We start from the raw sequence: 26390 nt of genomic DNA, 5'->3' as shown, positions 1-26390 counted from the left end.
GACACCGCCGGACAACCATTGAGAAGAGCCCCAGCCACTGGCTGGGGCTCTTCGACTTTAACCCACCTGTGTACCTTCCGCCCCCGGTAGAGTTGGTGGTCATGGAAAATCTTTTCAGCCACCCAGAGTCGGAGCCCGAGCCGTCCCAACAGGCCGGCGATGGCCTTGACCCCCTGATCATTACTGTTGTGGTTCCTACCAACGTCTCGCATGCCTTCCAGGGTTTCACCGATCATCCACATCTGTGGTGGCCGCTGGAGCAGGAGAGTGTGTACGGCGAAGGATCTCATGTTGAGTTCGAAGAGAACTTGATACTGGAGACGGCCGAGGATGGCCGCACATCAGTATGGGGGACTATCGACGATTGGCAGCCTCCATTGTCCTTCCACGCGAGCTGGTATCCGGCCAGTACGCCCCTGTGGTCCACGGAGATCCGCGTGGTTTTCCGGGCCGTGGAGGAGGGCACTGAAGTCCGGTTGATCCATGACGGCTGGGAGGGCGCCGAAGACCCTGCGGCCTCACGCACGTCCTACGCCGAGGGGTGGCCCCGTGTATTGGAGCGCTACGTGAGGTTCATGGGCGGAGCAGTTGCCTAGGATCCGCAGGCTCCACGCTAATGACTGGCCGTTGTTGAAGGCTGTCCGCCTGGAGATGCTCACGGATACGCCCATGGCCTACGTGGAGAGCCTGGACGCGGCCCGCCGGCAAACAGACACCCAGTGGCAGGAGCGTGCTGCCGCGATGTCCGGCGATGCCAGCATCACCCTGGTTGCCGATACGGGCGAAGAGGACAGCAAACTCTGCGGCCTGATGCGTGTGGTGGTCAAGCACCCCCGGATCCCGGAGAAGCCGCTGCAGGCCATGCTCATCAGCGTCTATGTGGCACCTGAGCATCGTGGCCTGGGATTGGCCGACGAACTCCTCCAAGAGGCGTGCAAAGCCGCTGCCGGAGATTTCGCGGCCGAAAGCATGGAGCTTGGGGTGCACGAGGACAACTCAAGGGCGCTTGCGTTCTACCGGCGCCACGGATTCCAGACCACGGGTGCCAGCCGACCCTATCCGCAGGACACATCGAAACTGGAGCTCGTCATGGAACGGCAGCTGCCGTAGAGGCACCTTAGGCGGTGCCGGCCCTCGGCACCGCGGTACTGGTGCGAACCACCAGCTTGGTGGGGTGTTCGGTATCAGCAGGTTCCAGCACCAACCCGTTGTTGATGGCGCCCAGCAGAGTCCGGACGGCCAATGCTCCCTGGCCCTTGGCATCCTGGTCGATGGTGGTCAGGCCAAGGACATTGCCAAGATCGTGCCCGTCAATGCCCATGACGGACAGGTCGTCGGGGATGCGCAGGCCGAAGTCCCTTGCGGCCAGGATGGTGCCGATGGCCATTTCATCCGACGCCGCAAAGACGGCTGTGGGGCGCTCCGGCGCGCTGGCCAGGAGTTGCCGGGCCGCCGAGTAAGCGCCTTCTATCGTGAAGTCCGCGGATACGATCCATTCCGGCCTGACCGGGCAGCCGGCGTCGTTCATTGCTTTCTCGAAACCGCTGCGGCGGGTTCCAGGCAGGTGGAAGTCCTGGTCATAGGCCTCATGACCCGTGATGTGCGCGATCTTGGTGTGGCCCAGGCCCAACAGGTGGTTGGTGGCCTTCAGTGCGAGTCCAGAGTCGTCAATCCTGATAGTCGAAGCTCCCGGCAACGGTCCGCCGATGCCCACGATGGGCCGGTGCACCGCGTGAAGCTGCTGGATCTCGTCTTCGCTGAGCTCCAAGGACACTGCAATGACTGCGTCCACCCGCTTGCGTAGCAGGAAGTCGTTGAACACGCTCTGCCGGTGCGCGGGGTTTTCACCGATGTTGTAGAGGGTGAGGTCGTAGCCGGCCTCAAGCAACGCCGCGGAGGCGCCCTCGATCACCGCTGAGAAGAACCAGCGGTGGACTGAGGGCACCACCAGGCCGACGTTGTGCGTGCGCCCGGAAGCCAGGCTTGACGCATGATAGGACAGCACGAATCCCAACTCGGCAGCGGCGGAGCGGGCACGTTCCCGGCTGCTGGGGGATACGTTGCCCTTTCCGCTCAGCGCCCGTGAGACCGTGGCAACGGACAGCCCTGCTCGCTCGGCTACGTCCTTGATGCCGGTCATGCTGCTCCTCGGTGGAAAAGTTAGCTGGCTGTTAGCCAGATTGTCTCCCCCGAGCCTAGTAGATCAGCAGCCAGTAGATCAGCGCCGGCTTCCACCGCGGAACTCCGCAGGATGGTTTCGCCTGCGGGGAGCGGCATTGCCTCGGCTCCGACGTTCATCATCACCAGGGTGTTGCCGTTGAGGTAGGCCAGCGAGGTCTCGCTGCAGTAGTCCTCCACCCAGGCCAGGGAGCCCTCGCCGAGGCGGTGCATGGTGCGGAGCTTGAGCATCCGCCGGTACAGGCTAAGGTGCGACGCCGGATCCGCTTCTTGCTTGTCCCTTGCCAGGGCGGGCCAGGACTCGGGCTGGGGCAGCCAGGGGTCCAGGCCGCTGCCGAACCCGGAGTGGGGTTCGGACGAACGCCAGGGGAGCGGAACGCGGCAGCCGTCACGGCCGATGCGGGCTCCGCCGGTACGGGCGAACGTTGGATCCTGGCGCATGCTGCCGGGAATGCTGGAGGAATCCGGGAGGCCGAGCTCTTCGCCTTGGTAGAGGTAGGCGCCACCGGGGAGGCCCAACATGAACATGGTGGCCGCGGCAGCCCGTCGTCGTCCGAGTTCTTCGTTGGGTTGCACGTCGTCGGGGCCGATGCCGTCACCGTCGCGGGGTCCTGGTCCGTCGTAGCCGAAGCGGGAAACGTGCCGGACAACATCGTGGTTGGACAGCACCCAGGTGCTCGGGGCCCCCACGGCGTCCAGGGAGATCAGGGAGTCGGTGATGATGTGGCGCAGGCGGTTCACGTCCAGTCCTGCGTGCAGATAGGGGAAGTTGAAGGCCTGGTGCATTTCATCGGCTCGAACCCACTGGGCCAGCCGGGGCAGCGGGTCAACGTTGGCTTCCGCGCAGAGGATGCGGTCCGGTCCGTATTCTTCCAGGATGGAGCGCCAGCGGCGGTAGATGTCGTGGAGGGCGGGCTGGCCGAACATGGGTGCGTCGTGTCCCGGGAAGCCTTCGGAGCTGTTGCCGTCTGCGCGTCCACCCCAGTCAGGGAGTCCGGCTGCCTTGACCAGCGCGTGGGCGACGTCCACCCGGAAGCCGGAGATACCGCGGTCCAGCCAGAAGCGGAGGACGCGTTCAAACTCGGCATGGACGGCCGGGTTGTCCCAGTTGAAGTCCGGCTGCGAGGAATCGAAGAGGTGGAGGAACCATTGGCCGGGGTTGCCGCTCGGCTCCATGACGCGCGTCCATGCCGGGCCACCGAAGTGCGATTGCCAGTTGTTGGGAGGCTCATTGCCGTCGGGGCCCAGGCCATCGCGGAAGATGAACATATCCCGCTCCGGACTGTTGGCGCCGGCGGCAAGCGCGGCCTGGAAGGCGACGTGCTGCTCGGAACAGTGATTGGGGACGAGGTCCGCGATGACGCGCAAGTTGAGCCTGTTGGCCTCTGCGATGAGGGCATCGAAGTCGGTCAGGGTGCCGAAGAGGGGATCGACGTCGCAGTAGTCGCTGACGTCGTATCCGGCGTCCCGCTGAGGTGAGCGGTAGAAGGGCGACAACCACACGGCGTCGACGCCCAACGTCGCCAACTGCGGCAGTTCGGCGGTGATACCCGCCAAGTCTCCAACGCCGTCGCCATTGAGGTCGCGGAAGGACCGCGGATAAATCTGGTAGATCACAGCGGACCGCCACCATCCGTGCGCCTTCGAAGCGTGGTGGACGGGGGTCACGTGCGTGAAAGCTGCAGTGGGCTCGTGGGTCGCAACCGAGAGCAATGAGTCAACGGACATGAACACATCGTAGAAGAGAATTTTCAAAATTGTAAACGCTTCCAGCCCTAAGGGTGCTGTCTTTGAGTGATTTACAAGGTGGGGTCTTTTCAATTCCGCGTATGTACCTGTAGTGTGTGGAAGCGCTTGCAGTCTGTGAGCAAAGTCACCGGCGATGCGATGGGTTTAGAGCCCTTGCCGTCGAAGCAAAGAAGAACGAAAGGGACACCAATGAAGGTGCACACTACCCTCGAGACTCAAACAACCCGGCGTGTTTTCGCCGCCGGGGCGATCTCCGTGGCCGCTGCCCTGGCACTGACCGCCTGCGGTGGAAGCGCCTCCACTACGCCCAGCTCGGATGCTGCAAAGCCGGACCTCAAGGCTGCCGGAGCCGGTGTCATCACCATGTGGGTTGACGCCGAGCGCTCTCCGGCGCTGAAGGACATCACGGAGAAGTTCAAGTCCGATACCGGCATCGAAGTGAAGCTTGTGGTCAAGGATTTCGCCGCCGTGCGCGACGACTTCATCACCCAGGTACCCAGCGGCCAGGGGCCGGACTTGATTGTTGGACCCCATGACTGGATTGGAAAGTTTGTCCAGAACGGTGTGATTGCCCCCGTTGAGCTGGGTGACAAAGCGGCACAGTTCCAGGACTCCTCCATCAAGGCCATGACCTACAACGGCGCCGTCTATGGTGTCCCGTACGCCATCGAGAACATCGCCTTGCTTCGCAACACCAGCATCGTGGACAGCAAAGCCGCCACGCTGGACGAAGTAGTGGCCAACGGCAAGAAAGCCGTTGCGGACGGCAAAGCCGCATTCCCGTTCCTGGTGGGCATGGATCCGAAACAGGGCGATCCCTACCACCTGTATCCGCTGCAGTCCTCCATGGGCTCACAGGTCTTCGGCAAGAGTGCCGACGGCGGATATGACGCAAAGCAGCTCCTCATCGGTGACGCTGCCGGCGTCGAATTCGCCAAGAAGCTGGCCTCCTGGGGTGATGCCGGCGAGAAGATCATCAACTCCAACATCACCAATGACATTGCCAAGGAGAAGTTCCTGGCCGGAGAATCCCCGTATTTCCTGACAGGCCCGTGGAACGTTCCGGACGTCCAGAAGAAGGGCATCAAGTTGGCCGTGGATGAACTGCCCACTGCCGGCGGCGAGCCCGCCCAGCCGTTCATCGGTGTCAACGGCTTCTTCATCAGCGCCAAGAGCGCCAACGCCTTGGCCACCAATGAGTTCGTCACCAACTACCTCACCTCCGAGTCGGCACAGGATTCCATGTATGCGGCAGGCGGACGCCCGCCGGCATTGAAGGCCTCGTTCGAGAAGGCCGCCAGCGATCCCGTTGTGGAGGCGTTCGGAAAGATCGGTGCCACGGGCGTCCCCATGCCGGCCATCCCTGAAATGAGTGTGGTGTGGGCTGACTGGGGCGCCACCGAGTTGGCCATCATCAAGGGCCAGGGAGATCCGGCTGAGGCTTGGACCAAGATGGCCGACAGCATCAAGTCCAAGATCGGCGGCTAGCACCACAACCGGATAACTCCACCGGTCTGCCCCGGGCCGGGCGGCAATCCACCGCCCGGCCCTGCCTGTCGCCAACCGCTTCACTCAAGGATCCACAATGCCAAAACCAGATCTCCGCGAACTGCCAGCAACCCAAGGCCAACCGAGCCCGGAACAGTCCGTCGGCAGCGGCGCCCGCACCGGCAGCGGCGCCCGCCCCACAGCCAAGCCCGTACGCCACCCGGATTCCCTCAAGGGCACCATCCTCAAGGTTGTCCTGCTGGGACTTGTGGACGCTTTTGCGGTGTACGTCCTGATGATGCTGTTCCTCAGCCAGTCGTGGCCCGCGTTGGCGGTATCTTCACTGGTGGTTCTGGCCATCAACTGGATCTACCTCCGTAGGGGTGGGCTACCGGCCAAGTACCTGGCTCCAGGGGTACTGTTCCTGCTGGTGTTCCAGGTCCTGGTGGTGGTGTTCAGCGGTTACATCGCCTTCACCAACTACGGCGATGGGCACAACAGCACCAAGGAAGATGCCATTTCGGCCATCCAGATGACAGCCCAGAAGCGCGTCCCGGACTCGCCTGCTTACAAGGCGTCCGTGCTCACCAAGGGCAGTGATTTCTACCTGCTGTTCACGGATCCCTCTGGCAAGGCACAACTCGGCAGCAGTGAGGATCCGCTCACCGAGGTCCCGGAAGCCGGCAAAGACTCGACAGGCAAGGCCACCTCCCTGGCGGGTTACCAGACGCTGAAGTTCCAGGAGATCGTGGCCAATCAGCAGGAAATCCTGAAGATCACAGTCCCGGTTTCGGACGATCCCGCCGATGGGACGCTCCGCACTGCGGACGGCAGCACGGCCTACCAGTTCAAGCCGGCACTGAACTATGACGCCGCCACGGATACCTTCACGGACACCGATACCGGCACCCAATACCGCGACAACGGCAAGGGCGCATTCGCCGACGCCAACGGGGAGACCCTGGCCACCGGCTGGAAGATCGATGTTGGCATGGACAACTTCGTGCGGGCCTTCACGGATCCCAGCCTCCGCGGGCCACTCCTGGGTGTGATCCTTTGGACGTTCACCTTCTCCATCGCATCCGTTGCCCTGACCTTTGTGATGGGCCTCTTCCTGGCCATCACCTTCAACCGTGAGGACCTTCGCGGCAAGAAGGCGTACAGGATCCTGATGATCCTGCCCTATGCGTTCCCCGCTTTCCTGTCCGGCCTGGTGTGGTCCGGCATCCTCAACCCCGAGTTCGGCTGGCTCAACCAAACACTCTTGGGCGGCGCGAACATCGGGTGGCTTACGGACCCTGTCCTGGCCAAGATCAGCGTGCTGGTGGTCAATGTGTGGCTTGGCTTCCCGTACATGTTCCTGGTCTGCACGGGCGCCTTGCAATCGCTGCCGTCTGAAATCGACGAGGCCGCCCGCATGGATGGTGCCTCGGCCTGGAGGGTGTTCCGGTCCATCAAGTTGCCGCTGCTCCTGGTGTCCGTGGCGCCGCTGCTGATCTCCTCCTTTGCCTTCAACTTCAACAACTTCAACGTCATCTACATGCTCACCGGTGGTGGGCCGCGCTTCGCGGACACTGATCGCGATATCGGATCCACCGACATCCTGATCACGCTGGTGTACAAGGTGGCGTTCGGCCAAGGCACAGGGCGCGACTACGGACTGGCCAGCGCGCTGGCCATCATCATTTTCATCATCGTGGCCACTATCTCGGCCATCAGCTTCAAACAGACCAAAGCACTCGAGGACGTGAACTGATGAGCGTACGCACACTGGCCGCCACCAAGGAAACAGCGCTCGACGGCGGCCCATCGCCGCTGGCGCCTGCACGCCGTCCGTTCGGGGTCTGGTTTAAGGACAAAGGCTGGCGGCATGTGGTGGGCATCGTCACCACGATCTTCGCCGTGTTCCCGCTCCTGTATGTTCTATCCGCTGCCTTGGATTCCAACGGCACCCTGGTGGGTTCCAACGGACTCTTCTCCAGGTTCGATACCGGCAACTTCGTGGCACTCTTCAGCGATCCCACCAGACCTTTCGGCCGTTGGTTCGTGAACACCTTGGTGGTTGGTACGGTAACGTCCGCCGCCACCGTTTTCCTCGGCGCCATGGCCGCGTACGCGTTCTCCCGCATGCGTTTCAAAGGCCGACGGATGGGACTGTTGACCCTCCTCTTACTGCAGATGTTCCCGCAACTGTTGGCCGTCGTCGCGATTTTCCTGCTCCTGAGTGGCATCTCGCAAGTAATCCCCGCCCTGGGGCTGGGCAGCCAGCTGGGCCTGATCATGGTGTACCTCGGCGGCGCGCTGGGCGTGAACACGTACCTGATGTACGGGTTCTTCAACACGGTCCCGCAGTCCTTGGACGAAGCGGCGAAGATCGACGGTGCCAGCCACGTCCAGATCTTCTTCGGCATCATCCTGCGGCTGGTCACCCCCATCCTGGCTGTTGTGGGTCTCTTGGCGTTTATAGGCATCTCCAGCGAGTTCGTCATCGCCAGCGTTGTCCTGACCGATCCTGACAGCCAGACACTCGCCGTCGGGCTCTACTCCTATGTGGCCCAGCAGCGCTCCGAAAACTGGGGCGTCTTCGCAGCCGGCGCCGTCATCGCGGCCATCCCTGTCATGGCCTTGTTCCTCTTCCTGCAGAAGTACATCGTCAGCGGCCTCACCGCCGGCTCAGTGAAAGGCTGACCATGCCAATCGCCCTTCCGCACCATGACGGATCCGGACTTTATGCTCCCCATGCCGTGTCCCTCGGCGAAACAGTCCGGCTCCGGCTGCGCGTCCCGCAGGGGTGGGGGCCGGCGTCGAAGGTTTGGGTCCGGTCCGTCCAGGACGGCGAGCCGCGCTACGACGCCGCGATCAGGCTCGGCTCGGCTGATGGCTGGGACTGGTGGGAAGCGGCGATGCTCGTGGCAAACCCGGTGGCCAAGTACCGCTTCCTGCTGGAAGTCACTGAAACGCACGACGACGATGCTGCCGCCACCGTGGCGAGCCGAAGCACCATTGGGCGGCGCTACTGGAACCTCAACGCCCAAGGCCTGTTCCGACGGGACGTCTCCGACTCGGCAGACTTCAGGCTGACAACGTTCCCGGCGGCTCCGGAGTGGCTCCGCAAGGGCACCATGTATCAGGTGTTTCCTGACAGGTTCGCGCGATCCGCCCAAGCGGGCAATCATCCGACTCCGCACTGGGCTATCGCATGTTCCTGGGACGCCCAGGTGGTGGGGACAGGCGAGCAGGCAGCCACCCAGTTCTATGGGGGAGACCTTCCCGGGATCACGGGAAAGCTCGATCACCTGCAGGACTTGGGGGTGGATATCCTCTACCTGACGCCGTTCTTCCCCGCACGATCCAACCACCGCTACGATGCGTCAACCTTCGATTCCGTGGACCCGCTCCTGGGCGGAGACCAGGCCCTGGTGGACTTGGTGGAAGCTGCACATGCGCGAGGCATCAAAGTCATGGGGGATCTCACCGCCAACCACTCCGGCGACGCCCACGAATGGTTCGTCAAGGCGCTCGCGGATCCCGGCTCGGAGGAAGCTGGCTACTACTACTTCAGCCCCGACCATTCCAGCTACGAGTCGTGGTGGGGCGTGCCGTCACTGCCCAAGTTCAACTGGTCCTCCGATGCACTCCGCCGACGTTTCGTGACGGATGATGATTCCGTGGTGGCACGCTGGCTCAAGCCGCCGTTCAATCTGGATGGCTGGAGGATCGATGTCGGCAACATGACCGGCCGTCTGGGCGCGGTGGACCTCAACCATGACGTGGCACGGCTCATTGCGGACCGGGTGCGCGAAATCAACCCGAACGCGGCCCTGCTGGCGGAGTCCACCTCCGATGCCTCTCCGGATTTCACGGGCGAGCACTGGCAGGGAGCCATGACGTACTCCCACCTGACCCGGCCGTTGTGGTCCTGGCTCGCCAAAGATGCACCGAACGTGAACTTCTTCGGCTCACCGCAATCCGGGCCCAACAAGATCGATGCTGAGGACTTCCTGGCAACACATCTGGACCTCGCCGCGGGATTTAGCTGGGGTGTGCTGCAAAACAATATGAACGCGCTCAATACGCACGACACCGCACGCGCGGCAACGGTGATGGTCGACGGCGGTCCTGCTGTGGGTGCCGCCCTCACCTTCTGCCTTCCAGGAGTTCCGGTCATGTTTGCCGGCGACGAGTTCGGGTTTGTTGGGTTCAACGGCGAGGACTCCAGGACGCCCATGCCATGGGCTGATGGTAGCCGCGTGCGGACGGACATGCGGTCCCTCTACGCCAACCTTGCGCGGCTGCGCAGGGAACTGCCGTCGCTGACTGAAGGCGGGGTGCGCTGGCTGCACGCCGAGGGCGACGCGTTGGTCTTCATCCGGGAAAGTTTGGAATCTTCAGCGCTGGTATTCGTCGCGAGGGACACGGCCGAGGTGGTCCTCGACAACGCTGTCCTCTCCAGCCAGCAGCTCGAAGCGTTACTCGCCCCGCCACTGCACCACTCCGGAACGGCGAGCTCCGCACCCGCCGGACCATCCGGCGTCGACGATGTTTGCCTACGTGCCGAAGGTGTCTCCGCAGGAATCTGGGCGCTGCCGGGGACGGTGCTCGCCACCGGGTAGCCGGCGGCCGTGGCCGTGCCCTGCCGTTCCGGGCTGGCTAGCGTTCCGGGCTGGCTAGACTGGGAGCACTAAAACACTGCGAAGACTGCCGGTTTGGCGTGTCCGCGGTGCGTACGTGGAGGGACCACTGTGTCGGACGAAACGGCTATGGCCGGAACATCAGAGGAAAGCATCAACACCTGGACCGCGGGCCGCCGGGAACACTCACGGCTCTCGGCAGGCCAACAAGTATTCCTGAAAGAGCTCGCGGCCGGACTCCGTGCCGGGCAGGTGGCCGAGGATGAAGAAACCCTCACCGTATACTCCATGGATCAAGGACCGCTGCTGGAGCGGCACCTGCCGCTCGCTGTGGTGTGGGCCGAGTCCGTCGAAGACGTGCAACACATCGTTCGCAGCTGCGCGGCACACCAAGTGCCCATCGTCGCCCGGGGTGCAGGAACCGGCGTCTCCGGGGGAGCGCACGCCACCCAAGGCTGCATCGTCCTGGGCCTGGAACGGATGAACCGCATCCTGGACCTCAACCCCGACGACGAAACCGCCGTCGTCGAACCCGGCGTCATCAACGCCGACCTCAACACCGCTGCCGCCGAGCACGGGCTCATGTACGCGCCCGACCCGGCCAGCTACAAAATGTCCACCATCGGCGGCAACGTGGCCACCAACGCCGGAGGACTGCGCTGCGCCAAATACGGCGTGACGCGCGACTCCGTGCTCGCCCTGGACGTCGTCATGGCCGATGGCTCCCTGATGCACACCGGCCACCAAACCTTCAAAGGCGTGGCGGGCTACGACCTCACCGCGTTACTGGTGGGCTCCGAAGGAACATTGGGGATTGTGGTGGGAGTGACCGTTCGGCTCAAATACCTGCCGCGCGAAATCCACACGATCGCCGCCTTCTACCAGGACTTCCGCAGCGCCGCCGCTGGTGTGCTTGCAGTAGGCAAAGCCCGCGTACAGCCCGCCATCATGGAACTCCTGGACAACGGCACCTTGGTGCAGCTGGACGAACTGAACGGCAGCGACCTCCAAAAGCGCGGCAAATCCCTGCTGCTCATCCAAACCGACGGTTTCGGAGCGGCCGCAGAAGCCGACGTCGTCCGGAAAGTACTCGCCGACGGCGGCGCCACAGTCACCACTGAAGCCAGCGAAGAAGCCGAAATGCTGGTGGAACTACGCAGAAACAGTCGCGGCGTCGAAGTGGACGACGAATTCAGGGTGGGCGAAGACATCGCCGTCCCGCGCTCGCGCTTGGTGGACTTCGTGGCTGAACTCGAGGCTATGGCCGCCCGATTCCAGGTTCGACTCAAAGTAGTGGCACACGCCGGCGACGGAAACCTGCACCCCACGTTCTGGATGGACCGCGTAGACCCCGCCACCGACGCAGACGCACTCCAACGACTCAACGCAGCCCTGGACGAATCAATCCGCGTAGGCCTCCACATGGGCGGCACCATTACAGGCGAGCACGGCGTGGGCCAATACAAGCTGCGTTGGCTCGGGCTTGAGCAACCCGAACCGCTGCGTGAGCTGCAGCGGCGGATCAAGGAGCTGTTCGACCCGCAGGGAATCCTGAATCCGGGAAAAGCTATCTGATCCGTGGTCCGGCGACGCTCTATCACGTTTCGCGTGTTTGGGTGTGACGCTCTATCACGTCTCGCGTGTTTGGGTGTGACGCTCTCTCACGTCTCGCGTGTTTGGGTGTGACGCTCTATCACGTCTCGCGTGTTTGGGTGTGACGCTCTATCACCTCCAACTCTCTGGCGGACCGCACGTGTGCTTCTTGGTATTCCAGACTCGGAGTGGTTGCATTCTGACTCTTGCACTTCCTTTCAGAACGACGTATTTACTTTACGTCATCCCCCTCATAGTCTTACTTGGTATACCAAAGTTGCTATGAGGGGAATGACGTGCGCGAGAAGCGGCAGGCTGGATCTTTACTGAATCCGAGGCTGAGGGTGGGTCTAGCGTTGATCGCGCTTGTCATGGTGTCCGTCAATCTTCGACCGGCCATTACCACCGTTGCCGGGGTGATGAATCAGGTGCCGGGAGTGTTCAGCCTGGATCCGTCCCTGCTTCCAGTACTGGGCACTTTGCCGGTATTGGCCTTTGGTATTTCCGGCCCCATTGGGCCATGGCTGGCTCAACGACTCGGGACAGGTCGTGCCGTCGCGGTGGCGTTGCTGGTTCTGGCCGCGGCATTGGTCATTCGGGCGACGGTGCCCGCACTGCTGCTGCCCGGAACCTTCTTGGCCGGCATGGCGATCATGACAGCCAGCGTGCTGGTGCCCCAGATCGTCAAAGCCAACCGCGGCACCGGCTGGTGGACTGGCCTGTGCACCATGGGATTCGGCCTCGGCGCTGCGCTGGGTGCCGGGCTGGTCCAGCCATTGGAGCAGGCCTTCGGTGGAAACCTGGCATCAGCGCTCGCCGTGTGGGCGGTGCCAGCGCTGATCGGCGCGTTCCTGATCCACCGATCCGGAGGACGCCCGACGGCGGCACCCACCACTGCGGGCACCGTCACCGGAGCCACTGATGTGGTCACTCCGCTCCGGAAGCAACGCACGGCGTGGGCGGTGACAGCGTTCTTCGGACTCCAGGCCATGCTCTACTTCGCGATCACGTCCTGGTTGGCGGTGTACTTGGTATCCCGAGGGCTCGCACAAGCCGATGCTGCCGCCCTGCTGGCGTGGTTCAGTCTTGCTGGGTTGCCTGCAAGTTTGCTGGCTCCCGTGCTCGCTGGCCGCCCCGGCATCCTCAGGATCATGGCGCCCGGCCTTGGCTTGTCCGTGGCAGCTGCGCTGCTTGGAGTTCTGATGGCACCACTTGAGCTGCAGTTCCTCGCAGTAGGCGTCCTCGGCATTGTCCAAAGCGCTGGATTCGGGCTGGCCATGGCGTTGGTGGTGATCCGCTCCGATGGGCCGCAATCGGCGGGCAGGCTCTCCGCCATGAGCCAGGGATTTGGTTTCGCGTTGGCGTCCCTCGGCCCGCTGGGTGCCGGGGTACTGCACACCATCACCGGCGGCTGGGCATTGACGTTCTGGGCGCTCGCCGCGGAGGCCGTAGTGCTGGCAGGTGCAGGATTCTTTGCTATCCGTGGACCCCTCGTCAGCCTGGAGGCAACGGAGTCAGCGGAGCGGGCGGCGCCTCCTGAGCAAGCAACTACCAAAGCCACGGTGGTTCGATAACCCGGCTATTCGAAGGATTGTGCAGAGGCGGGCACCGCGTCCGATTGCCCGGAAACCGGGGAAGGGCCTGTTCGGGCAGCAGCCCGGCGGCGTATCCTCGGCCATATGACCAACTCAGCAGCAACAGGTACAAATCAGCCGGAAACGCCCGCTACTGAAGTCCTGGAGACCAACGAGTGTTGGGAGCTCCTCCGCAGTGTCTCGGTGGGCAGGCTCGCCGTTGTGGTGCAGGATCACCCGGACATCTTTCCCGTGAATTACAAAGTTGATCACGGGACCCTGGTGTTCCGGACCGGTGAAGGCACCAAACTTCATGCAGCTCTGGGCGATGCTCCGGTTGCCATCGAAGCCGACGGCGTCAATGCCGAAACAGGTGTGGCGTGGAGCGTGGTGGTCAAGGGCCACGCTTCTGCCGTAAGACTGACCCAGGACGTGCTTGATACGGTCGGTCTCCTGCTGTTCCCTTGGGAGGCGGGGCAGAAGGACCAGTTCATCCGCATCACGCCTAGCGAAGTGACCGGGCGCCGCTTCAAAGTGACGCCCCCGGCGACGTGGTGGTCGCCCCTGGATGGCGCTCCCACGGCACGCGGCGAGTAGCACTTAAAGCGAAAACCCGCCCTTATCCGCCCCCAATACCGTTGAACGGCGAGGAATCGAACAAGAGCGGGCTCCGCGGCCGCTACACGAGTTCCAGCTGGTCAGCTACCACCCTTCCGGCGTGGATGACAGTGCGGTCCTTGCCGCGGTCCATCACCGTGGAGGCTACCGTTTCGCCGTCCACCAGGAGCAGCTCAGCCGGGTCACCGACCTCGACGCCGGGACGATGGGAGGTGTCCTCCAGCCTGGTTGCGCCGGGGTCAAGAATGCTCGCCCCACCGATGGTGGCGATGGCCAGGCAGTGCTCGATCAGCTGGTCCTTGCGGAAGCCATGGGTGAAAGCGAGTTGCCAGGTCCGGTCCAGCATGTCCGTGTTGCCGTAGGGGGACCAGTAGTCGCGCTGGCCATCTTCGCCCAAGCCCAGACGAACACCGGCCTCGGTAAGGAGCGGGATGGGCAACTGGCCGGCAGCAGAAGGAGCAACCGACGCCAGGGAGACATCGAGCTCAGCGAAGGCATCAATGAGCCTGCGTGTAGTGGCCTCGTTGACGCTGCCCAGCTGGTACGCGTGGGACATGGTGACCTTGCCCTGCATGCCCAGCGCCTTGGTCCGCTCCAGCACCAGATCGGTGCTGAAGACGCCCAGCTCGCCCGGTTCGTGAAGGTGGATGTCGATGGGAACCTGATACTTCTCTGCCAGTCCAAACACGATGTCCAAGTGCTTGACGGGGTCCCGGTCCAAGGTGCAGGGATCGATGCCGCCCATCACGTTGGCGCCTGCTTTCAACGCCTCCTCCATGAGTTCCACCGTCCCTTCCTCCAACAACAGACCAGCCTGGGGGAACGCGATGATGTCAACGGATGCCTGACCAGCGAATTTCTCCTTGGCGGCAGCAACGGCGTCGAAGCGCTCCAGCTTGCAGTCCACATCAACCTGGGCGTAGGAGCGGACCCGCGTGGTGCCCCTGGCGATCATCCGTCCCAGGGTGTCATTCACGCGATCCTGCAGCGGGACCTCGGCGTTGCGCCAGTTCAGGCGGTCGTTCATCATCATGGTCCACACACCCGGACCGCCGGTGTGTTCCCGGAACGGGAGGCCGATCCGGGTGGAGTCCAAGTGAACGTGGACATCCGAGAACGATGGCAGCAGCAGGCGCCCACGTCCTTCGACAACAGTGACGCCATCCGGGACCACGCGCGCAGGGTTGTGTGGTTCGACGGCGGTGATCTTGCCGCCTGCTTCGCCAGCGACGAGCGTGACGTCACTGAGCGCTTGCCCCCAGGGGCGGACGGCGCGGATCAGGGTATTCAATGGTTGCTCCTCTGATGGCAGGTCTGTTGATCGCCGACGCCCGTGTTAACGAAACGCGGGTGCTGTGAAATTCTTGTATACCAAAGTAGCGTAGGGGGAGCGTCACTCAAAGGACTGGCGACTGCATGAAGGGAAGTTTGACAGTGGCTGAGGCGATGCCGGAGAACGGGAATGGCCGCGATGAAGAGGCCCGCGCGGAGAACGTCTACCAACTGGTGTTGGAAGGCATCGTCGCGGGAACGTACGCGCAGGGTATGCGGTTGCGCGAGCGTGAACTTTCGGAGCTCTACAACGTCTCCCGCATTCCCGTGCGCGAAGCTATCCAGCGCCTGGAACAGGACGGCTTTGTGGCAACTTTCCCCCGCCGCGGTGCCGTGGTGCGCCAACTGACCCTCACGGATGTCAACGAGCTTTTCGACGTTCGGCTCTGCTTGGAGACGTTCGCCGCGCGCATGGCTGCCACGCGTGTGGCCGAAGGCAGCGACGGCGGTCGGCTGGTGGAACTCATGGAGGCCTCCAAGGCAGCAATCGACGACGAACGGACCGACGACGTCGCCTTGATCAGCGCCGAGCTCCACGCCGAAATAGTGCGCCTGTCCGGTAACAGGCTGCTCATTGAATCCGTGAAACCCCTGTTTGGGCGCATGCGCTGGATCTTTGGGCTGGCCCACAACCGCAGCAATGAGCTCCAACGCGACGAACACACCGAACTCTGCAACGCCATCCTGAAGGGTAAGCCGGATCTGGCCTACTCCCTGGCGTACTCACACATCGAGTTGGGCCGCGAACCCGTCCTGGCCGGGCTGGCCGAGACACTGGAACCGTGAGTTTTTGTACAGCTAACGCCCTTTAGAAGCCCTCTTAGGGGCATTAGCTGTACAAAAACTCGTTAGTCGTCTGCGTCCGGGTACTCGTCCTCGTCGTCGTACCGGCCGGACTCCTCAACCTCAACTTCAAGGATCTTGAGAAGCTCCGTGTCCGGGTTCAGCATGATGGCTGCCTCGTCGCGGCGGTGCTGCAGCACGGTGTCCAGGTAGGACTGAACGGTTTCGGCCAGGGGCACGTACCTGTCCTGCTTCTGGCTCATGTACCAGCGGTGCTCCAACACCTCATGAACCACTTCCGCGGGCTCCAGCTTTCCGGCCAAATGACGCGGAATGGAACGCACAATGGGCTCGAAGATCTGGCTGACCCAAATGTGGGCGCTGATTTCCTCGTCCAGGTCCGGGTTGTTGTCCGCGCGGAACTGGTCCATGTCGTTGAGGAGCCTGCGGGCTTGGTTCTCTTGGGCGTCCAGGCCCGTAAGGCGCAGCAAACGACGCTGGTGGTGACCGGCGTCCACCACTTTGGGCTGGAGCTGGATGGTGGATCCGTCCGCCGTGGTCTTGATGGCGTACTCCTCCACATCAAAGCCCAGCTCGTTGAGGCGCCGGATGCGGGCGGCCACGCGCCACCTCTCGCCGAGCTCGAAGGATTCCTTCTCCGTCAGCTCAGTCCAGAGCCGGCGGTAGCTGTCCATGATCAGCTCACTGGTGGCTACGGGATCCACCTTTTCCTCGATGAGTCCGCCGTCCAGCAAATCCATCAGTTCACCGGCGATGTTCACGCGGGCGATTTCGAGGTCGTATTCACGCTGACCCATGGAGAGGTCCGGGTAGAGCTCGCCTGTTTCGGCGTCCACCAGGTAAGCGGCGAAGGCGCCGGCATCACGGCGGAACAAGGTGTTGGACAGTGAAACGTCACCCCAGTAGAAGCCCACAAGGTGCAGGCGCACCAGCAGCAGCGCCTGGGCATCAATGAGGCGCGTCAAGGTGTCTTTGCGGAGCATCTGGGAAAACAGCGCACGGTACGGCATGGAGAATTTCAGGTGCCGCGTGACCAGGACCGGGTTCAGCGGCCTGCCGTCCGCGGTGGTCCTGCCCGTGATGACAGCCACCGGCTCCACGCAGGGAACGTCCAGCCGGGCCAGCTTCCGCAGCATGTGGTACTCGTGGCGGGCAACGTGCTCCGAGGTTTCCTTGATGGCGATGACCGAGCCACCCAAATGGGCGAAACGCACGATGTGCCGGGAGATACCGCGGGGCAGTGCCGCCAGGTTCTCGGCAGGCCAGTCCTCCAGCGCGATGTGCCATGGGAGATCCAGCAGTTCAGGATCGGCAGCAGCCGCGGTGATGTTCAGGGACCCGATGACGCTGGCGGGAGGTGCAGTGTCCTGCGCGCTGGCGGCTTCCTTCCGGGGGAGCTTGCCGATCTGCCCGTAGTCGGTGGGTTCGTCGTGCCACTGGGCTTCGTTTTGCTCGCTCATGCCTCAATTGTTCCGTACTTGGGAGGGGAAGATGTTTCTGCCTCGGGAAACGGCCACTGGGACACGGCGGACCACTCGACGTCGGGCGCTTCCTGGAAGGCGACACCTTGCTTGGCGAGCCGCTCGCCCAAGGCGCCCAGCCGACGTCGGAAGTCACCGGGGTTGCGAACCTCCTGACCGGACCACGCGACTTCCGCCAAAGAGACAGCCCTCGGGTAGAGGAGCCATTGGGCCTGCTGGTTGTCCCGGACTGTCTCGGACCACAATGCGCCCTCGACACCCAGAATGTGGTGGTCCTTCAGACCGCCCTGCGCTGGATCCCAGTTGTAGTAGTCGGCCCAGTCGAACGGCCCGCCTTCCACCCATTCAAGCCCGATGGGGCTGTCCGGTGCATATTTCTGGTCCAGGTAGGTCTTGTCTGCGGGGGACATGAGCACTTTGGCCCCATGGCGTTCCGCCTGCCGTGCCACGGCCTCGAAATCGCCGTGCCAGTACTGGATCACAGCGCCCTCGGGAAGCTCGACGGCTGCGAATTCGTTCCATCCCACCACGGTCTTGCCGGTTTCTGCGCCGATCCGAACGAACTGTTGGACCATGGAGACGTAGTGGTCGTGCTCGGTGACCTTCGCTTCGTCGCCACCGACGTGGAGGTAAGGGCCTACCGTGATGGCGGCGAGTTGCCCGAGGACCTCCCGGGCAAATTCGTAGGTTGCGGACAAGTTTTCGGTGAGCGTTGACCAGCCTACCTCCGCCGTGGTGCTCATCGGCTTGGCTTTGCCGTCAGGGTTCAGCTGCGGGATCGCGGCGAGGGCAGCGTTGACGTGGCCCGGGAGGTCGATCTCCGGCACCACCAGGACGTTCTTGCCGGCGGCATAGGCCTGGATGTCCAGGAAGTCCTGCTGTGTGTAGAAGCCTTCGTGGCCCCGCACGGGGATGGCTGTTGACACCTCTACAGCGCCTTGGCCACCCACGCCGGTGAGATTCGCGTAGGGCAGCGCGGAAGGGTTCTCCGCGGGCTCGTGGATTTCAATGCGCCAGGCTTGGTCGTCGGTGAGATGCAGGTGGAGGGCGTTTAGCTTGAACTGAGTCATGACGTCGATCTGCTCTTTCACCTGGTCCACGGTGAAGAAGCTGCGCGCAACATCCAGCATCAGCCCGCGGTACGCGAACCGCGGTGCGTCTGCGATCTCGACGGCGGGAATCACCCAGGCGCCGTCTGCGCCGGAGCCTGCACTGTGGCTCCGGCTCCCGGACTCGATGGCCGCGGGGAAGAGTTGCCGCAGTGTTTGGACGCCGTAGAAGAGTCCGGCAGGAGTGGAAGCGGTTACCCCGACACCGGATTCGGCGACAATAAGCACATATGCCTCGGGGCCGCCGTCGAACGCTTCTGCCAACTCGAGCGAGATGTCGCCGGGGCGGGCGTCCTCAACAATAGGCAACGCGAAACCTGTGGCGCCGCGCAGCAGTGAAGCCAGCTGTTCGGCAACCGGCACAGTTGAGTCGATCGCGCTGATCCGTGCCGTGGAGGCAAGCGTGAAGGCCGGGTCATCCAGGAGTGCGACGTGGGAGGGGCGGGGAATCAGGGTGTCCGTCGTGTTCATGCCATTCTTTCGCAGGAGTTAGGTTAACGCGAGAGCGGCCCGACCTGGAGGGGTCGGGCCGCTATCAAAATGCGGATGTACTAGCCGGCGGGATTAGTCGCCCAAGCGGAGGCCGGTCTTCGTGTCGAACAGGTGCACGTGGCCGGACTGCGGACGAACGAAGATGGACTCACCCTTCATCGGGGGGCGGCGGCCATCGACGCGGGCAACGATGTCGTGGCTCTTGCCATCAAGGATGGTGTGGCCGTAGACGTAGGCGTCGGCGCCGAGTTCTTCAACAACGTCAACCTCAACCTGGAGGCCTTCGCCGTTGCCGACCGTTTCGAGGTCTTCAGGACGCGAGCCAACGGTAACCGTCTGGCCGTGTGCTTCCTGGAGGACGTCGCGGGGCACGGGGTAGACCGTTCCACCGAACTGAACGCCGCCGTCAACAACCGGCAGTTCCAGCAGGTTCATGGCCGGGGAGCCGATGAAGCCTGCAACGAAGACGTTCTGCGGGCGGTCGTAGAGGTTGCGCGGGGTGTCAACCTGCTGCAGCAGGCCGTCCTTCAGCACAGCAACGCGGTCACCCATGGTCATGGCCTCTACCTGGTCGTGCGTCACGTAAACGGTGGTGACGCCCAGGCGGCGGGTCAGGGATGCGATCTGCGTACGGGTCTGGACACGGAGCTTGGCGTCAAGGTTGGACAGCGGCTCATCCATGAGGAAGACCTGGGGGTTACGGACGATTGCACGGCCCATGGCAACACGCTGACGCTGACCACCGGAGAGTGCCTTCGGCTTGCGGTCCAGGTACTGCTCAAGGTCAAGGAGCTTGGCGGCTTCGCGGACACGCTCGGCGCGCTCTTCCTTGGAAACGCCGGCAATCTTCAGTGCGAAGCCCATGTTGTCCGCAACGGTCATGTGCGGGTACAGGGCGTAGTTCTGGAAGACCATCGCGATGTCGCGGTCCTTCGGCGGGACGTCCGTGACGTCGCGATCACCGATCAGGATACGGCCGGCGTTGACATCCTCAAGGCCTGCGAGCATTCGCAGGGAGGTGGACTTACCGCAACCGGAGGGTCCAACGAGGACCAGGAATTCGCCATCGGCGATGTCGATGTTGAGTTTATCGACGGCGGGCTTATCTGTGCCCGGGTACAGACGCGTAGCGTTATCAAAAGTAACTGTAGCCACAGTTATCAATCCCTTCACCGGCAGGTACGTGCCGGACGATCCGTTGTGAATGGTTCTTTTTCTTCAGTTGAACTCCCCGGCCAATGGCCGGGGAGGATCGTGTGACGCCGCACGGTACTGTGCGTCACATCACACCCAAGAGTATGTCAGACTTTTTGACTAACCACCTAAATGTTACGAACGTCACAAGTTGTGCTCGTCACTTCCTCAGGCCCCCGCTGTGACCTGCCGCCGCTCGCGAAGCAAGGCCTCAAGCAGCTCCGCCACGTGCACAGGGGCTTCCACCCGATACTGGGCTTGGGTGAAGTCCAGGCCTACCTTGATGCCTACGTCGTCGCCCATCAGCCGGCCCAGTGCATCCTCATCAGTGACGTCGTCGCCGGCAAATAGGATTGCCGTCGCGCCGGTGGCCTGACGGAGGAACTCCACAGCCTCGCCCTTGGACGCATGGACTACGGAGGTCTCCAGCACGCGCTTGCCGGTTTTTAGGTAGACACCCGGGTGCTCCCGGAGGACCCGCATCGCGGCCTCTACGGCGTCTTCGGCAACGTCGTCGTCGGCCATCCTGGTGTGAAGGACGACGCCGGCGGGCTTGTCCTCGAGCAACGTCCCCGGGGCGATGTTCACGATTTCGGCAAGAACCTCACGCACCGCGGCCAGTTTTGTGCGCTGTTCCTCGTCCAGTTCCAAGCCCAAAGAGCCCTCGCCCAGCCAGACCTCAGCGCCGTGGCTGCCGATCAGCAACGTACCGGCGGGAGGCGAGGCGACCAGCCGCAGACTGTCCAGTGCGCGGCCTGAGATGAGTGCCGTCGTCGTGCGCGGTAGTTGTGCCAGGGCCTCCAAGGCCGCGGCGGACCGGGGCAGCGGGCGTGCGTCCTCCGCACGGTCAACCAGCGGGGAGAGGGTGCCGTCGAAATCGAGGGCAACCAACAGGTGCTCGGTGCCGGAAATGCGCCGGACGGCTTCCAGCAGCTCAGGTGACAGTGAAAGGCTCTCAGCTGTCATCACGGACCACCTTCTCCTCCAAGGCGGCCAGGAACTCAGCTGACCAGTGATCGACGTCGTGATCCAGAATCTGCTTGCGCATCAGCTTCATGCGGCGGCGGGCTTCCTTGGGATCCAGGGTGATGGCCTTCAGGACTGTCGATTTGAGGCCATCGATGTCGTGGGGGTTGATCAGGAATGCCTGCTTGAGCTGATCGGCAGCACCGGCGAACTCACTGAGGACCAGTGCACCGTCGTCGTTTTGACGGGCGGTCACGTATTCCTTGGCAACAAGGTTCATGCCATCGCGCAGCGCGGTGACCAGCATGACGTCCGCCGCGAGGTACAACGCGACCATCTCCTCCACCGGGTAGCTGTGGTGCAAGTAGCGCACCGCGGTGTTCTGGATGGTGTCGTAGGTGCCGTTGATGTGGCCCACGGTGCCTTCGATTTCCTCGCGCAGCAGCCGGTACTGCTCCACCCGTTCGCGGCTGGGACTTGCCACCTGGATGAGCGTGGCATCCTCCACCTTGATGTGCCCATCCGCCAGGAGTTCTTCGAAAGCCTTGAGGCGGTGCCGGATGCCTTTGGTGTAGTCCAGCCGGTCCACGCCCAGGAGGATGGTTTTGGGGTTACCCAGGTCCTTGCGGATCTGCCGGGCGCGTTCAATGATGTCCGGCCGGTCTGCGAGCTCGCGGATCTGGGCGACATCGATGGAAATCGGGAAGGCCTGGGCCCGCGCGATGTGGGTGACCTGGCCGTCGGCGCCCTTGACGTGGACCTGCTGCTGCTTGACGCTTGCGCCCAGGAACCTGCGGGCCGATCTCATGAAGTTGCCGGCATCGCTGGGGCGCTGGAAGCCCAGAAGGTCTGCCCCGAGCAAACCGTCAATGATTTCGCGACGCCACGGGAGCTGCGCAAAGATCTCCGGGGGAGGGAACGGGATGTGGTTGAAGAAGCCGATCTTCAGGTCCGGGCGGGATTCGCGCAGCAGCCTCGGAACGAGCTGCAGCTGGTAGTCCTGGACCCACACCGTGGCGCCTTCGGAAGCGTGCCGGGTAACGGCGTCGGCAAACTTCCTGTTGACCTTCCGATAGGAATCCCACCAGGTCCTGTGGAATTCCGGCGGCGCAATGACGTCGTGGTACAGCGGCCAAATGGTCGCATTGGAGAAGCCCTCGTAGAACAGCTCAACGTCGTCGGTGCTGAGCTGGACCGGAAGCAGGTCCATGCCTTCGTGGCTGAACGGCCGCACAGTTTCGTCAGGGGCGCCATGCCAACCCACCCACGCGCCGTCGCTCTTGGTCATCATGGGCGCCAGGGCCGTGACCAGGCCGCCGGGTGAGCGGCGCCAGCCACTTTCCTCGTTGTCATCGCTGATGCGATCCACCGGCAACCTGTTGGAGACCACCATGAAGTCGAACTTGGTTGCCGTGGGCTTCTTCGTAGGAGAAGCCCGGGTGCCTTGTTCGGCCTCGACTTTTTCACTTGCCAAATCCTGCATCAATGCTCCCTAAGGTTGCTGTGATTCACCTCCCAGCCTACTAGCGGAATCATCCCGGGCAGTTGATCGTTCAACAACAGGGTCAATGGGCGTGGGTAAACCTTCAAGTTTGCTCCCGTAAACTGGCCCCGTTGCCCCAAGCTATGCACGTTGACGTCGAATACCCCGAGGAACTGATGAGCCCCGCAAACGAATCACGCCTGTCCAAGGCCGAAAGAACCGCCCAGGCGCGGGAGAAAGCGCGCGCAATCCGCGAAGAACAGCTGAAGAAGGAGAAGCGCAACAAGCTTCTTGTCGGCTGGGGAATCGTGGCGGCCGTGGTGGTCATCATCGTCGTCATTGCCTTCGCGTTCATTGGAGCCCAGAACAACAATGCGCCTGTGGCCGATCAGGGTCCCACCCCGGCGAACGGCAACGTTCACGGCGGCATCACTTTGCTGGCCAACACTGAAGTGGTGAAATCGGAACCTGCCACAGTCAACGTCGCTGATGTCCCGGCTCCCCTGGAAACCAAGCCGGCTACGGTAACCGTTCCGGGCGGCGAGGCCGAGGCCGGCAAGCCCGTCAAGGTCATTGCCTACATCGACTTCATCTGCCCCGTTTGCAAGCAGTTCGAGACCGCTTACGGCGAATCTCTCACCAACCTGCGCAACGAAGGCAAGATCTCCCTCGAGTACCGTGCCCTCGGCTTCCTGGACCGCCAGTCCACCACCAACTACTCCTCACGGGCAGCCAACGCTGCTGCCTGCGTAGTGAACTCCTCGCCCGAGAAGTACGCGGAATTCTTCAACCTGCTCTTCGAACGCCAGCCGGCTGAAGGTGGAGCGGGCATCTCCGACAACGACCTGAAAAAAATGGCCACCGAAATCGGTGCGGCCAACATCGACTCCTGCATCGACAGCAAGCAGTTCCGTCCGTGGGTGAAGGTTGCCACCCAGGAAGCTGCGGCGATCGGCGTCACCGGTACTCCCACCGTATTCATCGACGGCAAGCAGTGGGACGGCAGGTCCGACCTGAACGCTGAGATCCAGACGGCAATCACCGCCAAGGGCTAACCCTCGCGGAATGCACGACGGCGGCCGGTCACCCTTTGCGGGTGGCCGGCCGCTGCTGCTTGGCAGCGAATTTCGTTGACGGGGATGGTCTGGGCTAACCTTATCTAGCGCTCTTTCGCGCTTTGCTTTGGGTAACCGAAGCGTGCCTCCTTAGCTCAGTTGGCCAGAGCACCGCTCTTGTAAAGCGGGGGTCGTCGGTTCGAATCCGACAGGGGGCTCCACGAACCCCTCCATTCCGGCGATTTTGCCCGGAACGGAGGGGTTTTTCTTGTTTGCGATGCACGGCACTGCAGGCCTTCAACACAGCGACGGCGCTCACTGGTGGACGTGTCGTCTGGATGGGACCGGCAGTCGGTGGAGGACGGACGTCTTTCACGGCTGCATGTCTGTGGTTGCCGACCGTATGACCCGGATGTCCAATGTCCCGAATTCGGAAGCGTCCAGGGTTCCGTGACGGAGCTCAGCAGCCTGAACGTGTTGAGCGCTTTAGAATTCAGCGGTGCCTGTTCCGGCGTCCTGCCCGGTATGCGAAGGCATCCAGGGCCGTGATGATGTCCGGCGCCACCCAGACGCGGGTGCCGCGGATTTTGCCGGCGGATGACAGGACACCGGCTTCCTCCAGCCGTTCGACAGCGCGGTACGCGGTGGCCAGGGATGCTCCGGTGTGTTCTGCGACCATCTCAGCGGTCAGTGCCGGCTCGCGTGGTATCAGGTGCAGGACCTTGCGGACGGATGAGGGACTACCGGCCAGACGTTTCCGGTAGCTTGCCTCTACCGCCTCAATGTCTGCCGCCAGTTGCCGGCCGTTGTCCACAGCCCGGACAGCGGATTCCGCAAAGCGCTCCACGATCGGCTGGATGTCCCCTTCGCGATACGCGCCCAGAGCATCGAAGTACAGGCCGGTATCCGTCAATAACCCTGAGGACACTGGCACGGTGACGTTTTCGGTAACGCCCTTGGCCCGCAGCAGTGCGCTGACGATGGCCCTCCCGGTGCGGCCGTTGCCGTCGGCGAACGGGTGGATGGTCTCGAACTGGGCGTGCGCGATCGCCGCCTGGGTCAGTGCCGGGATGTCATCGCGCAGCATGAAGGCCACCAGGTCCTCCACCGCCGGCATCACCTTGTCTGGATGGGGCGGGACGAACTCGGCAGTGTGAGGGGAGTTGCCGCGGATCCAGTTCTGGGCGTCCCGGTACTCGCCGGCGATGTTTTCGTCGGAGGCGTTCAGCAGGGAGTGATGCATGACCGCAATATTCTGCGCCGACAGATCCTCGGACAGGTCTATCGCCGCCTGCAGGGCCCGGACGTTGGAGGCGATCAGTGAGGCGTTTGTACTGGAGGTGTCACCCAGCTGGGCCAGGGCGATCTTGCGTGCGCTGGCTGTCAGATTCTCAATCTGGGAGCTGGAAGCGGACTCGCTGCGCAGCAGCAGCGCCGCGAACGGGGTGGTTTCCCGGCCCAGCTCGGCGTCGAAGCGGACCATCTCCACCGTGGCGGCTTCTACCAGCGCCTGCGTGCGGGAATCAATGGCCGGGTCCAGGCGGGCGATCTCGGGGGCGACTGCGGCCTCGTAAGGGTCGCGGGCCAGCAGCCGCTGCCTTCGGGAAGCGCCGCGGTCAGGATCGGTTTCCCAGGGATGTTTCTCGTAGCCAATGGCTGGCCAACCTCCGACACCAGTGGTCAGGGAGGCGCCCGGTTCGGGGTGTGCGCTGGCGGTAAACTCTCCGCCGGCAGAGATGCCGCGGGGCTGTCGAGACTGTGAGGCCATTTGTTCCTTTGCGAAGACACTTACTTGATTTTCTCATATGGGGATAAAATGAGAATTTCTGTGGTGTTGGTTCTCACATCGGGGCGTGTCGGCTCCGTGGACATGGATGGTGACCGTGGCAGGGTTCGCCGGGTAGTACGCGTCGGACGTGCCGGCCTTTACGTCGGCCAGGCCGGTGCCCAGGTCGGTGGCTTTCGTCCAGCCCATGGCCGTCGCGGTGGCTTCGGAGAAGCGCGACGCAACCGGCAAGCAGAGTGGTGTCGCCGGTGGCGTCTCATGCATCCCGTCTCGCCAAGCGCTCGAGATTAGCGCCAGCGTACCGGGACGACTGGACGGACATTCAACCGTCTGCACGGGCAACGCTGGCCTTCTGTCGGAGCTGCAACAGCCCCGCGACGGTCAGACCGGCTGTAAGGGCCACGGCAGCTACCCAGAGTGTGAGGCCGGCAAGGTCGTGTATGGCCATTTGGGGGAGTCGCCTGTCAGGCACGGCCACGACGCCGATGAATGCTCCGACAAGGCCGAAGTAACTGCCGCTCATGAACCGCTGATGGGCACGGATGTTGCCGCGGCGGACGCACCACAGGCCCGTGGTCAGAGTGCAGAACGTCAGGACGGATAGCGCGTGGAGCCAGTTGAATCCTCCGTCGATGGTCCGGATCCCGAAGGAGGTGAGGACCACGATGTACATGGCTACCGCCCAGATGCGGCCCAGGATCTTGTGCGCTGCGCTGCCTTTGTTGCGGCGGAGCAGGTTCACTGCGCCGAAGATCAGGGCGTAGCCCGCTGCGATGGCATGCAGGGCGATCAGGAAAGTCCACGGCGAAGGCATGTGGCCAGCCTAGCGAGTCGGATGGGGCTTACCGGATCGTGTA

21 protein-coding genes and 1 tRNA gene are annotated in these 26390 nt (G+C 63.1%); 12 read left to right on the top strand and 10 right to left on the bottom strand.

Annotated features, from left to right (window positions below; translation table 11 throughout):
- Nucleotides 1–101: 101 nt before the first annotated feature.
- Both EU811_RS00365 and EU811_RS00360 read left to right on the top strand, forming a co-directional pair.
- The gene (locus EU811_RS00365) at nucleotides 102–596 is read left to right on the top strand and encodes an SRPBCC domain-containing protein (protein WP_142936553.1); all 495 of its coding nucleotides are present in this window, start codon (nucleotides 102–104) and stop codon (nucleotides 594–596) included.
- The gene (locus tag EU811_RS00360; RefSeq protein WP_274595825.1) at nucleotides 589–1110 is read left to right on the top strand and encodes a GNAT family N-acetyltransferase; all 522 of its coding nucleotides are present in this window, start codon (nucleotides 589–591) and stop codon (nucleotides 1108–1110) included. The genes EU811_RS00365 and EU811_RS00360 overlap by 8 nt, the downstream gene beginning before the upstream one ends.
- Nucleotides 1111–1117: 7 nt before the next feature.
- Here the strand turns inward: EU811_RS00360 and EU811_RS00355 are convergent, their stop codons facing one another.
- Together EU811_RS00355 and EU811_RS00350 are read right to left on the bottom strand one after the other, a co-directional pair.
- A complete protein-coding gene (locus tag EU811_RS00355) occupies nucleotides 1118–2140 on the bottom strand; it encodes a LacI family DNA-binding transcriptional regulator (RefSeq protein ID WP_142936552.1) in 1023 nt (340 codons plus the stop codon).
- A 20-nt stretch (nucleotides 2141–2160) separates the two neighbouring features.
- Nucleotides 2161–3906, bottom strand: a complete 1746-nt coding sequence (locus tag EU811_RS00350; protein ID WP_238703240.1) for a glycoside hydrolase family 13 protein — start codon at nucleotides 3904–3906, stop codon at nucleotides 2161–2163.
- Between the two features lie 210 nt (nucleotides 3907–4116).
- On the opposite strand from EU811_RS00350, the gene EU811_RS00345 reads away from it, so the two are divergent.
- The 7 genes from EU811_RS00345 to EU811_RS00315 all read left to right on the top strand — a co-directional run bounded on the left by EU811_RS00345 (nucleotide 4117) and on the right by EU811_RS00315 (nucleotide 13810).
- On the top strand, nucleotides 4117–5415 hold the full coding sequence (locus EU811_RS00345; RefSeq protein ID WP_142936550.1) for a sugar ABC transporter substrate-binding protein: 1299 nt from the start codon (nucleotides 4117–4119) through the stop codon (nucleotides 5413–5415).
- 97 nt (nucleotides 5416–5512) lie between these two features.
- Nucleotides 5513–7171, top strand: a complete 1659-nt coding sequence (locus EU811_RS00340; RefSeq protein ID WP_142936549.1) for an ABC transporter permease subunit — start codon at nucleotides 5513–5515, stop codon at nucleotides 7169–7171.
- Complete coding sequence (locus tag EU811_RS00335; protein WP_142936548.1) at nucleotides 7171–8103, top strand: sugar ABC transporter permease; 933 nt, start codon at nucleotides 7171–7173, stop codon at nucleotides 8101–8103. Before EU811_RS00340 ends, EU811_RS00335 begins: the two co-directional genes overlap by 1 nt.
- 2 nt (nucleotides 8104–8105) lie before the next feature.
- On the top strand, nucleotides 8106–10028 hold the full coding sequence (locus tag EU811_RS00330; RefSeq protein ID WP_142936547.1) for a glycoside hydrolase family 13 protein: 1923 nt from the start codon (nucleotides 8106–8108) through the stop codon (nucleotides 10026–10028).
- A gap of 147 nt (nucleotides 10029–10175) precedes the next feature.
- Nucleotides 10176–11621, top strand: a complete 1446-nt coding sequence (locus EU811_RS00325; protein WP_142936546.1) for an FAD-binding oxidoreductase — start codon at nucleotides 10176–10178, stop codon at nucleotides 11619–11621.
- Between the two features lie 374 nt (nucleotides 11622–11995).
- Nucleotides 11996–13213 carry an MFS transporter gene (locus EU811_RS00320; protein WP_238703239.1) on the top strand — a complete coding sequence of 406 codons (1218 nt, stop codon included), beginning with the start codon at nucleotides 11996–11998 and terminating at the stop codon, nucleotides 13211–13213.
- A gap of 105 nt (nucleotides 13214–13318) precedes the next feature.
- On the top strand, nucleotides 13319–13810 hold the full coding sequence (locus tag EU811_RS00315; RefSeq protein ID WP_142936544.1) for a pyridoxamine 5'-phosphate oxidase family protein: 492 nt from the start codon (nucleotides 13319–13321) through the stop codon (nucleotides 13808–13810).
- Between the two features lie 82 nt (nucleotides 13811–13892).
- On the opposite strand, the gene EU811_RS00310 is transcribed toward EU811_RS00315, so the two are convergent.
- Nucleotides 13893–15122 (bottom strand): amidohydrolase family protein, encoded by a 1230-nt coding sequence (locus tag EU811_RS00310; protein WP_142936543.1) that lies wholly within the window; start codon nucleotides 15120–15122, stop codon nucleotides 13893–13895.
- Nucleotides 15123–15247: 125 nt separating this feature from the next.
- On the opposite strand from EU811_RS00310, the gene EU811_RS00305 reads away from it, so the two are divergent.
- The gene (locus tag EU811_RS00305) at nucleotides 15248–15949 is read left to right on the top strand and encodes a GntR family transcriptional regulator (RefSeq protein WP_142936542.1); all 702 of its coding nucleotides are present in this window, start codon (nucleotides 15248–15250) and stop codon (nucleotides 15947–15949) included.
- Between the two features lie 62 nt (nucleotides 15950–16011).
- On the opposite strand, the gene EU811_RS00300 is transcribed toward EU811_RS00305, so the two are convergent.
- The 5 genes from EU811_RS00300 to EU811_RS00280 form a co-directional block, all read right to left on the bottom strand.
- Nucleotides 16012–17427 carry a DUF4032 domain-containing protein gene (locus EU811_RS00300; RefSeq protein ID WP_142936541.1) on the bottom strand — a complete coding sequence of 472 codons (1416 nt, stop codon included), beginning with the start codon at nucleotides 17425–17427 and terminating at the stop codon, nucleotides 16012–16014.
- A complete protein-coding gene (locus tag EU811_RS00295) occupies nucleotides 17424–19028 on the bottom strand; it encodes a beta-N-acetylhexosaminidase (RefSeq protein ID WP_142936540.1) in 1605 nt (534 codons plus the stop codon). Before EU811_RS00295 ends, EU811_RS00300 begins: the two co-directional genes overlap by 4 nt.
- A gap of 93 nt (nucleotides 19029–19121) precedes the next feature.
- The gene (locus tag EU811_RS00290; RefSeq protein ID WP_142936539.1) at nucleotides 19122–20204 is read right to left on the bottom strand and encodes an ABC transporter ATP-binding protein; all 1083 of its coding nucleotides are present in this window, start codon (nucleotides 20202–20204) and stop codon (nucleotides 19122–19124) included.
- Between the two features lie 207 nt (nucleotides 20205–20411).
- Nucleotides 20412–21209, bottom strand: coding sequence for a trehalose-phosphatase (otsB, locus tag EU811_RS00285; RefSeq protein WP_142936538.1), 798 nt, complete (start codon nucleotides 21207–21209; stop codon nucleotides 20412–20414).
- Complete coding sequence (locus EU811_RS00280) at nucleotides 21199–22692, bottom strand: alpha,alpha-trehalose-phosphate synthase (UDP-forming) (protein WP_142936537.1); 1494 nt, start codon at nucleotides 22690–22692, stop codon at nucleotides 21199–21201. The genes otsB and EU811_RS00280 overlap by 11 nt, the downstream gene beginning before the upstream one ends.
- Nucleotides 22693–22868: 176 nt before the next feature.
- On the opposite strand from EU811_RS00280, the gene EU811_RS00275 reads away from it, so the two are divergent.
- Together EU811_RS00275 and EU811_RS00270 are read left to right on the top strand one after the other, a co-directional pair.
- Entirely contained in the window at nucleotides 22869–23747 is an 879-nt protein-coding gene (locus tag EU811_RS00275) for a DsbA family protein (protein ID WP_187697047.1), read from the top strand.
- 144 nt (nucleotides 23748–23891) lie between these two features.
- Nucleotides 23892–23968, top strand: a tRNA-Thr gene (locus tag EU811_RS00270).
- Between the two features lie 272 nt (nucleotides 23969–24240).
- Here the strand turns inward: EU811_RS00270 and EU811_RS00265 are convergent.
- Both EU811_RS00265 and EU811_RS00260 read right to left on the bottom strand, forming a co-directional pair.
- Nucleotides 24241–25515 carry a Fic family protein gene (locus tag EU811_RS00265; protein WP_142936536.1) on the bottom strand — a complete coding sequence of 425 codons (1275 nt, stop codon included), beginning with the start codon at nucleotides 25513–25515 and terminating at the stop codon, nucleotides 24241–24243.
- 340 nt (nucleotides 25516–25855) lie between these two features.
- Nucleotides 25856–26347 (bottom strand): DUF2306 domain-containing protein, encoded by a 492-nt coding sequence (locus tag EU811_RS00260; RefSeq protein WP_142936535.1) that lies wholly within the window; start codon nucleotides 26345–26347, stop codon nucleotides 25856–25858.
- Nucleotides 26348–26390: the final 43 nt, after the last annotated feature.

It is taken from the genome of Arthrobacter sp. TS-15, from assembly GCF_006964045.1.
In the GTDB taxonomy this organism is placed as follows: Bacteria; Actinomycetota; Actinomycetes; order Actinomycetales; family Micrococcaceae; genus Arthrobacter.
Note: the sequence above shows the minus strand (reverse complement) of the source record. Positions and strands in the feature narration are given on the sequence as shown.

Excerpts from the sequence above, each read along its gene's own strand:
- EU811_RS00300 (WP_142936541.1), bottom strand. The coding sequence starts at position 17,427 with ATGAGCGAGCAAAACGAAGCCCAGTGGCACGACGAACCCACCGACTAC.
- EU811_RS00315 (WP_142936544.1), top strand. The coding sequence starts at position 13,319 with ATGACCAACTCAGCAGCAACAGGTACAAATCAGCCGGAAACGCCCGCT.
- EU811_RS00365 (WP_142936553.1), top strand. The coding sequence starts at position 102 with ATGGAAAATCTTTTCAGCCACCCAGAGTCGGAGCCCGAGCCGTCCCAA.
- EU811_RS00295 (WP_142936540.1), bottom strand. The coding sequence starts at position 19,028 with ATGAACACGACGGACACCCTGATTCCCCGCCCCTCCCACGTCGCACTC.
- EU811_RS00350 (WP_238703240.1), bottom strand. The coding sequence starts at position 3,906 with ATGTCCGTTGACTCATTGCTCTCGGTTGCGACCCACGAGCCCACTGCA.
- EU811_RS00305 (WP_142936542.1), top strand. The coding sequence starts at position 15,248 with ATGAAGGGAAGTTTGACAGTGGCTGAGGCGATGCCGGAGAACGGGAAT.
- EU811_RS00345 (WP_142936550.1), top strand. The coding sequence starts at position 4,117 with ATGAAGGTGCACACTACCCTCGAGACTCAAACAACCCGGCGTGTTTTC.
- EU811_RS00335 (WP_142936548.1), top strand. The coding sequence starts at position 7,171 with ATGAGCGTACGCACACTGGCCGCCACCAAGGAAACAGCGCTCGACGGC.
- EU811_RS00340 (WP_142936549.1), top strand. The coding sequence starts at position 5,513 with ATGCCAAAACCAGATCTCCGCGAACTGCCAGCAACCCAAGGCCAACCG.
- EU811_RS00280 (WP_142936537.1), bottom strand. The coding sequence starts at position 22,692 with ATGCAGGATTTGGCAAGTGAAAAAGTCGAGGCCGAACAAGGCACCCGG.
- EU811_RS00265 (WP_142936536.1), bottom strand. The coding sequence starts at position 25,515 with ATGGCCTCACAGTCTCGACAGCCCCGCGGCATCTCTGCCGGCGGAGAG.
- EU811_RS00275 (WP_187697047.1), top strand. The coding sequence starts at position 22,869 with ATGAGCCCCGCAAACGAATCACGCCTGTCCAAGGCCGAAAGAACCGCC.
- EU811_RS00260 (WP_142936535.1), bottom strand. The coding sequence starts at position 26,347 with ATGCCTTCGCCGTGGACTTTCCTGATCGCCCTGCATGCCATCGCAGCG.
- EU811_RS00325 (WP_142936546.1), top strand. The coding sequence starts at position 10,176 with ATGGCCGGAACATCAGAGGAAAGCATCAACACCTGGACCGCGGGCCGC.
- EU811_RS00330 (WP_142936547.1), top strand. The coding sequence starts at position 8,106 with ATGCCAATCGCCCTTCCGCACCATGACGGATCCGGACTTTATGCTCCC.
- otsB (WP_142936538.1), bottom strand. The coding sequence starts at position 21,209 with ATGACAGCTGAGAGCCTTTCACTGTCACCTGAGCTGCTGGAAGCCGTC.
- EU811_RS00355 (WP_142936552.1), bottom strand. The coding sequence starts at position 2,140 with ATGACCGGCATCAAGGACGTAGCCGAGCGAGCAGGGCTGTCCGTTGCC.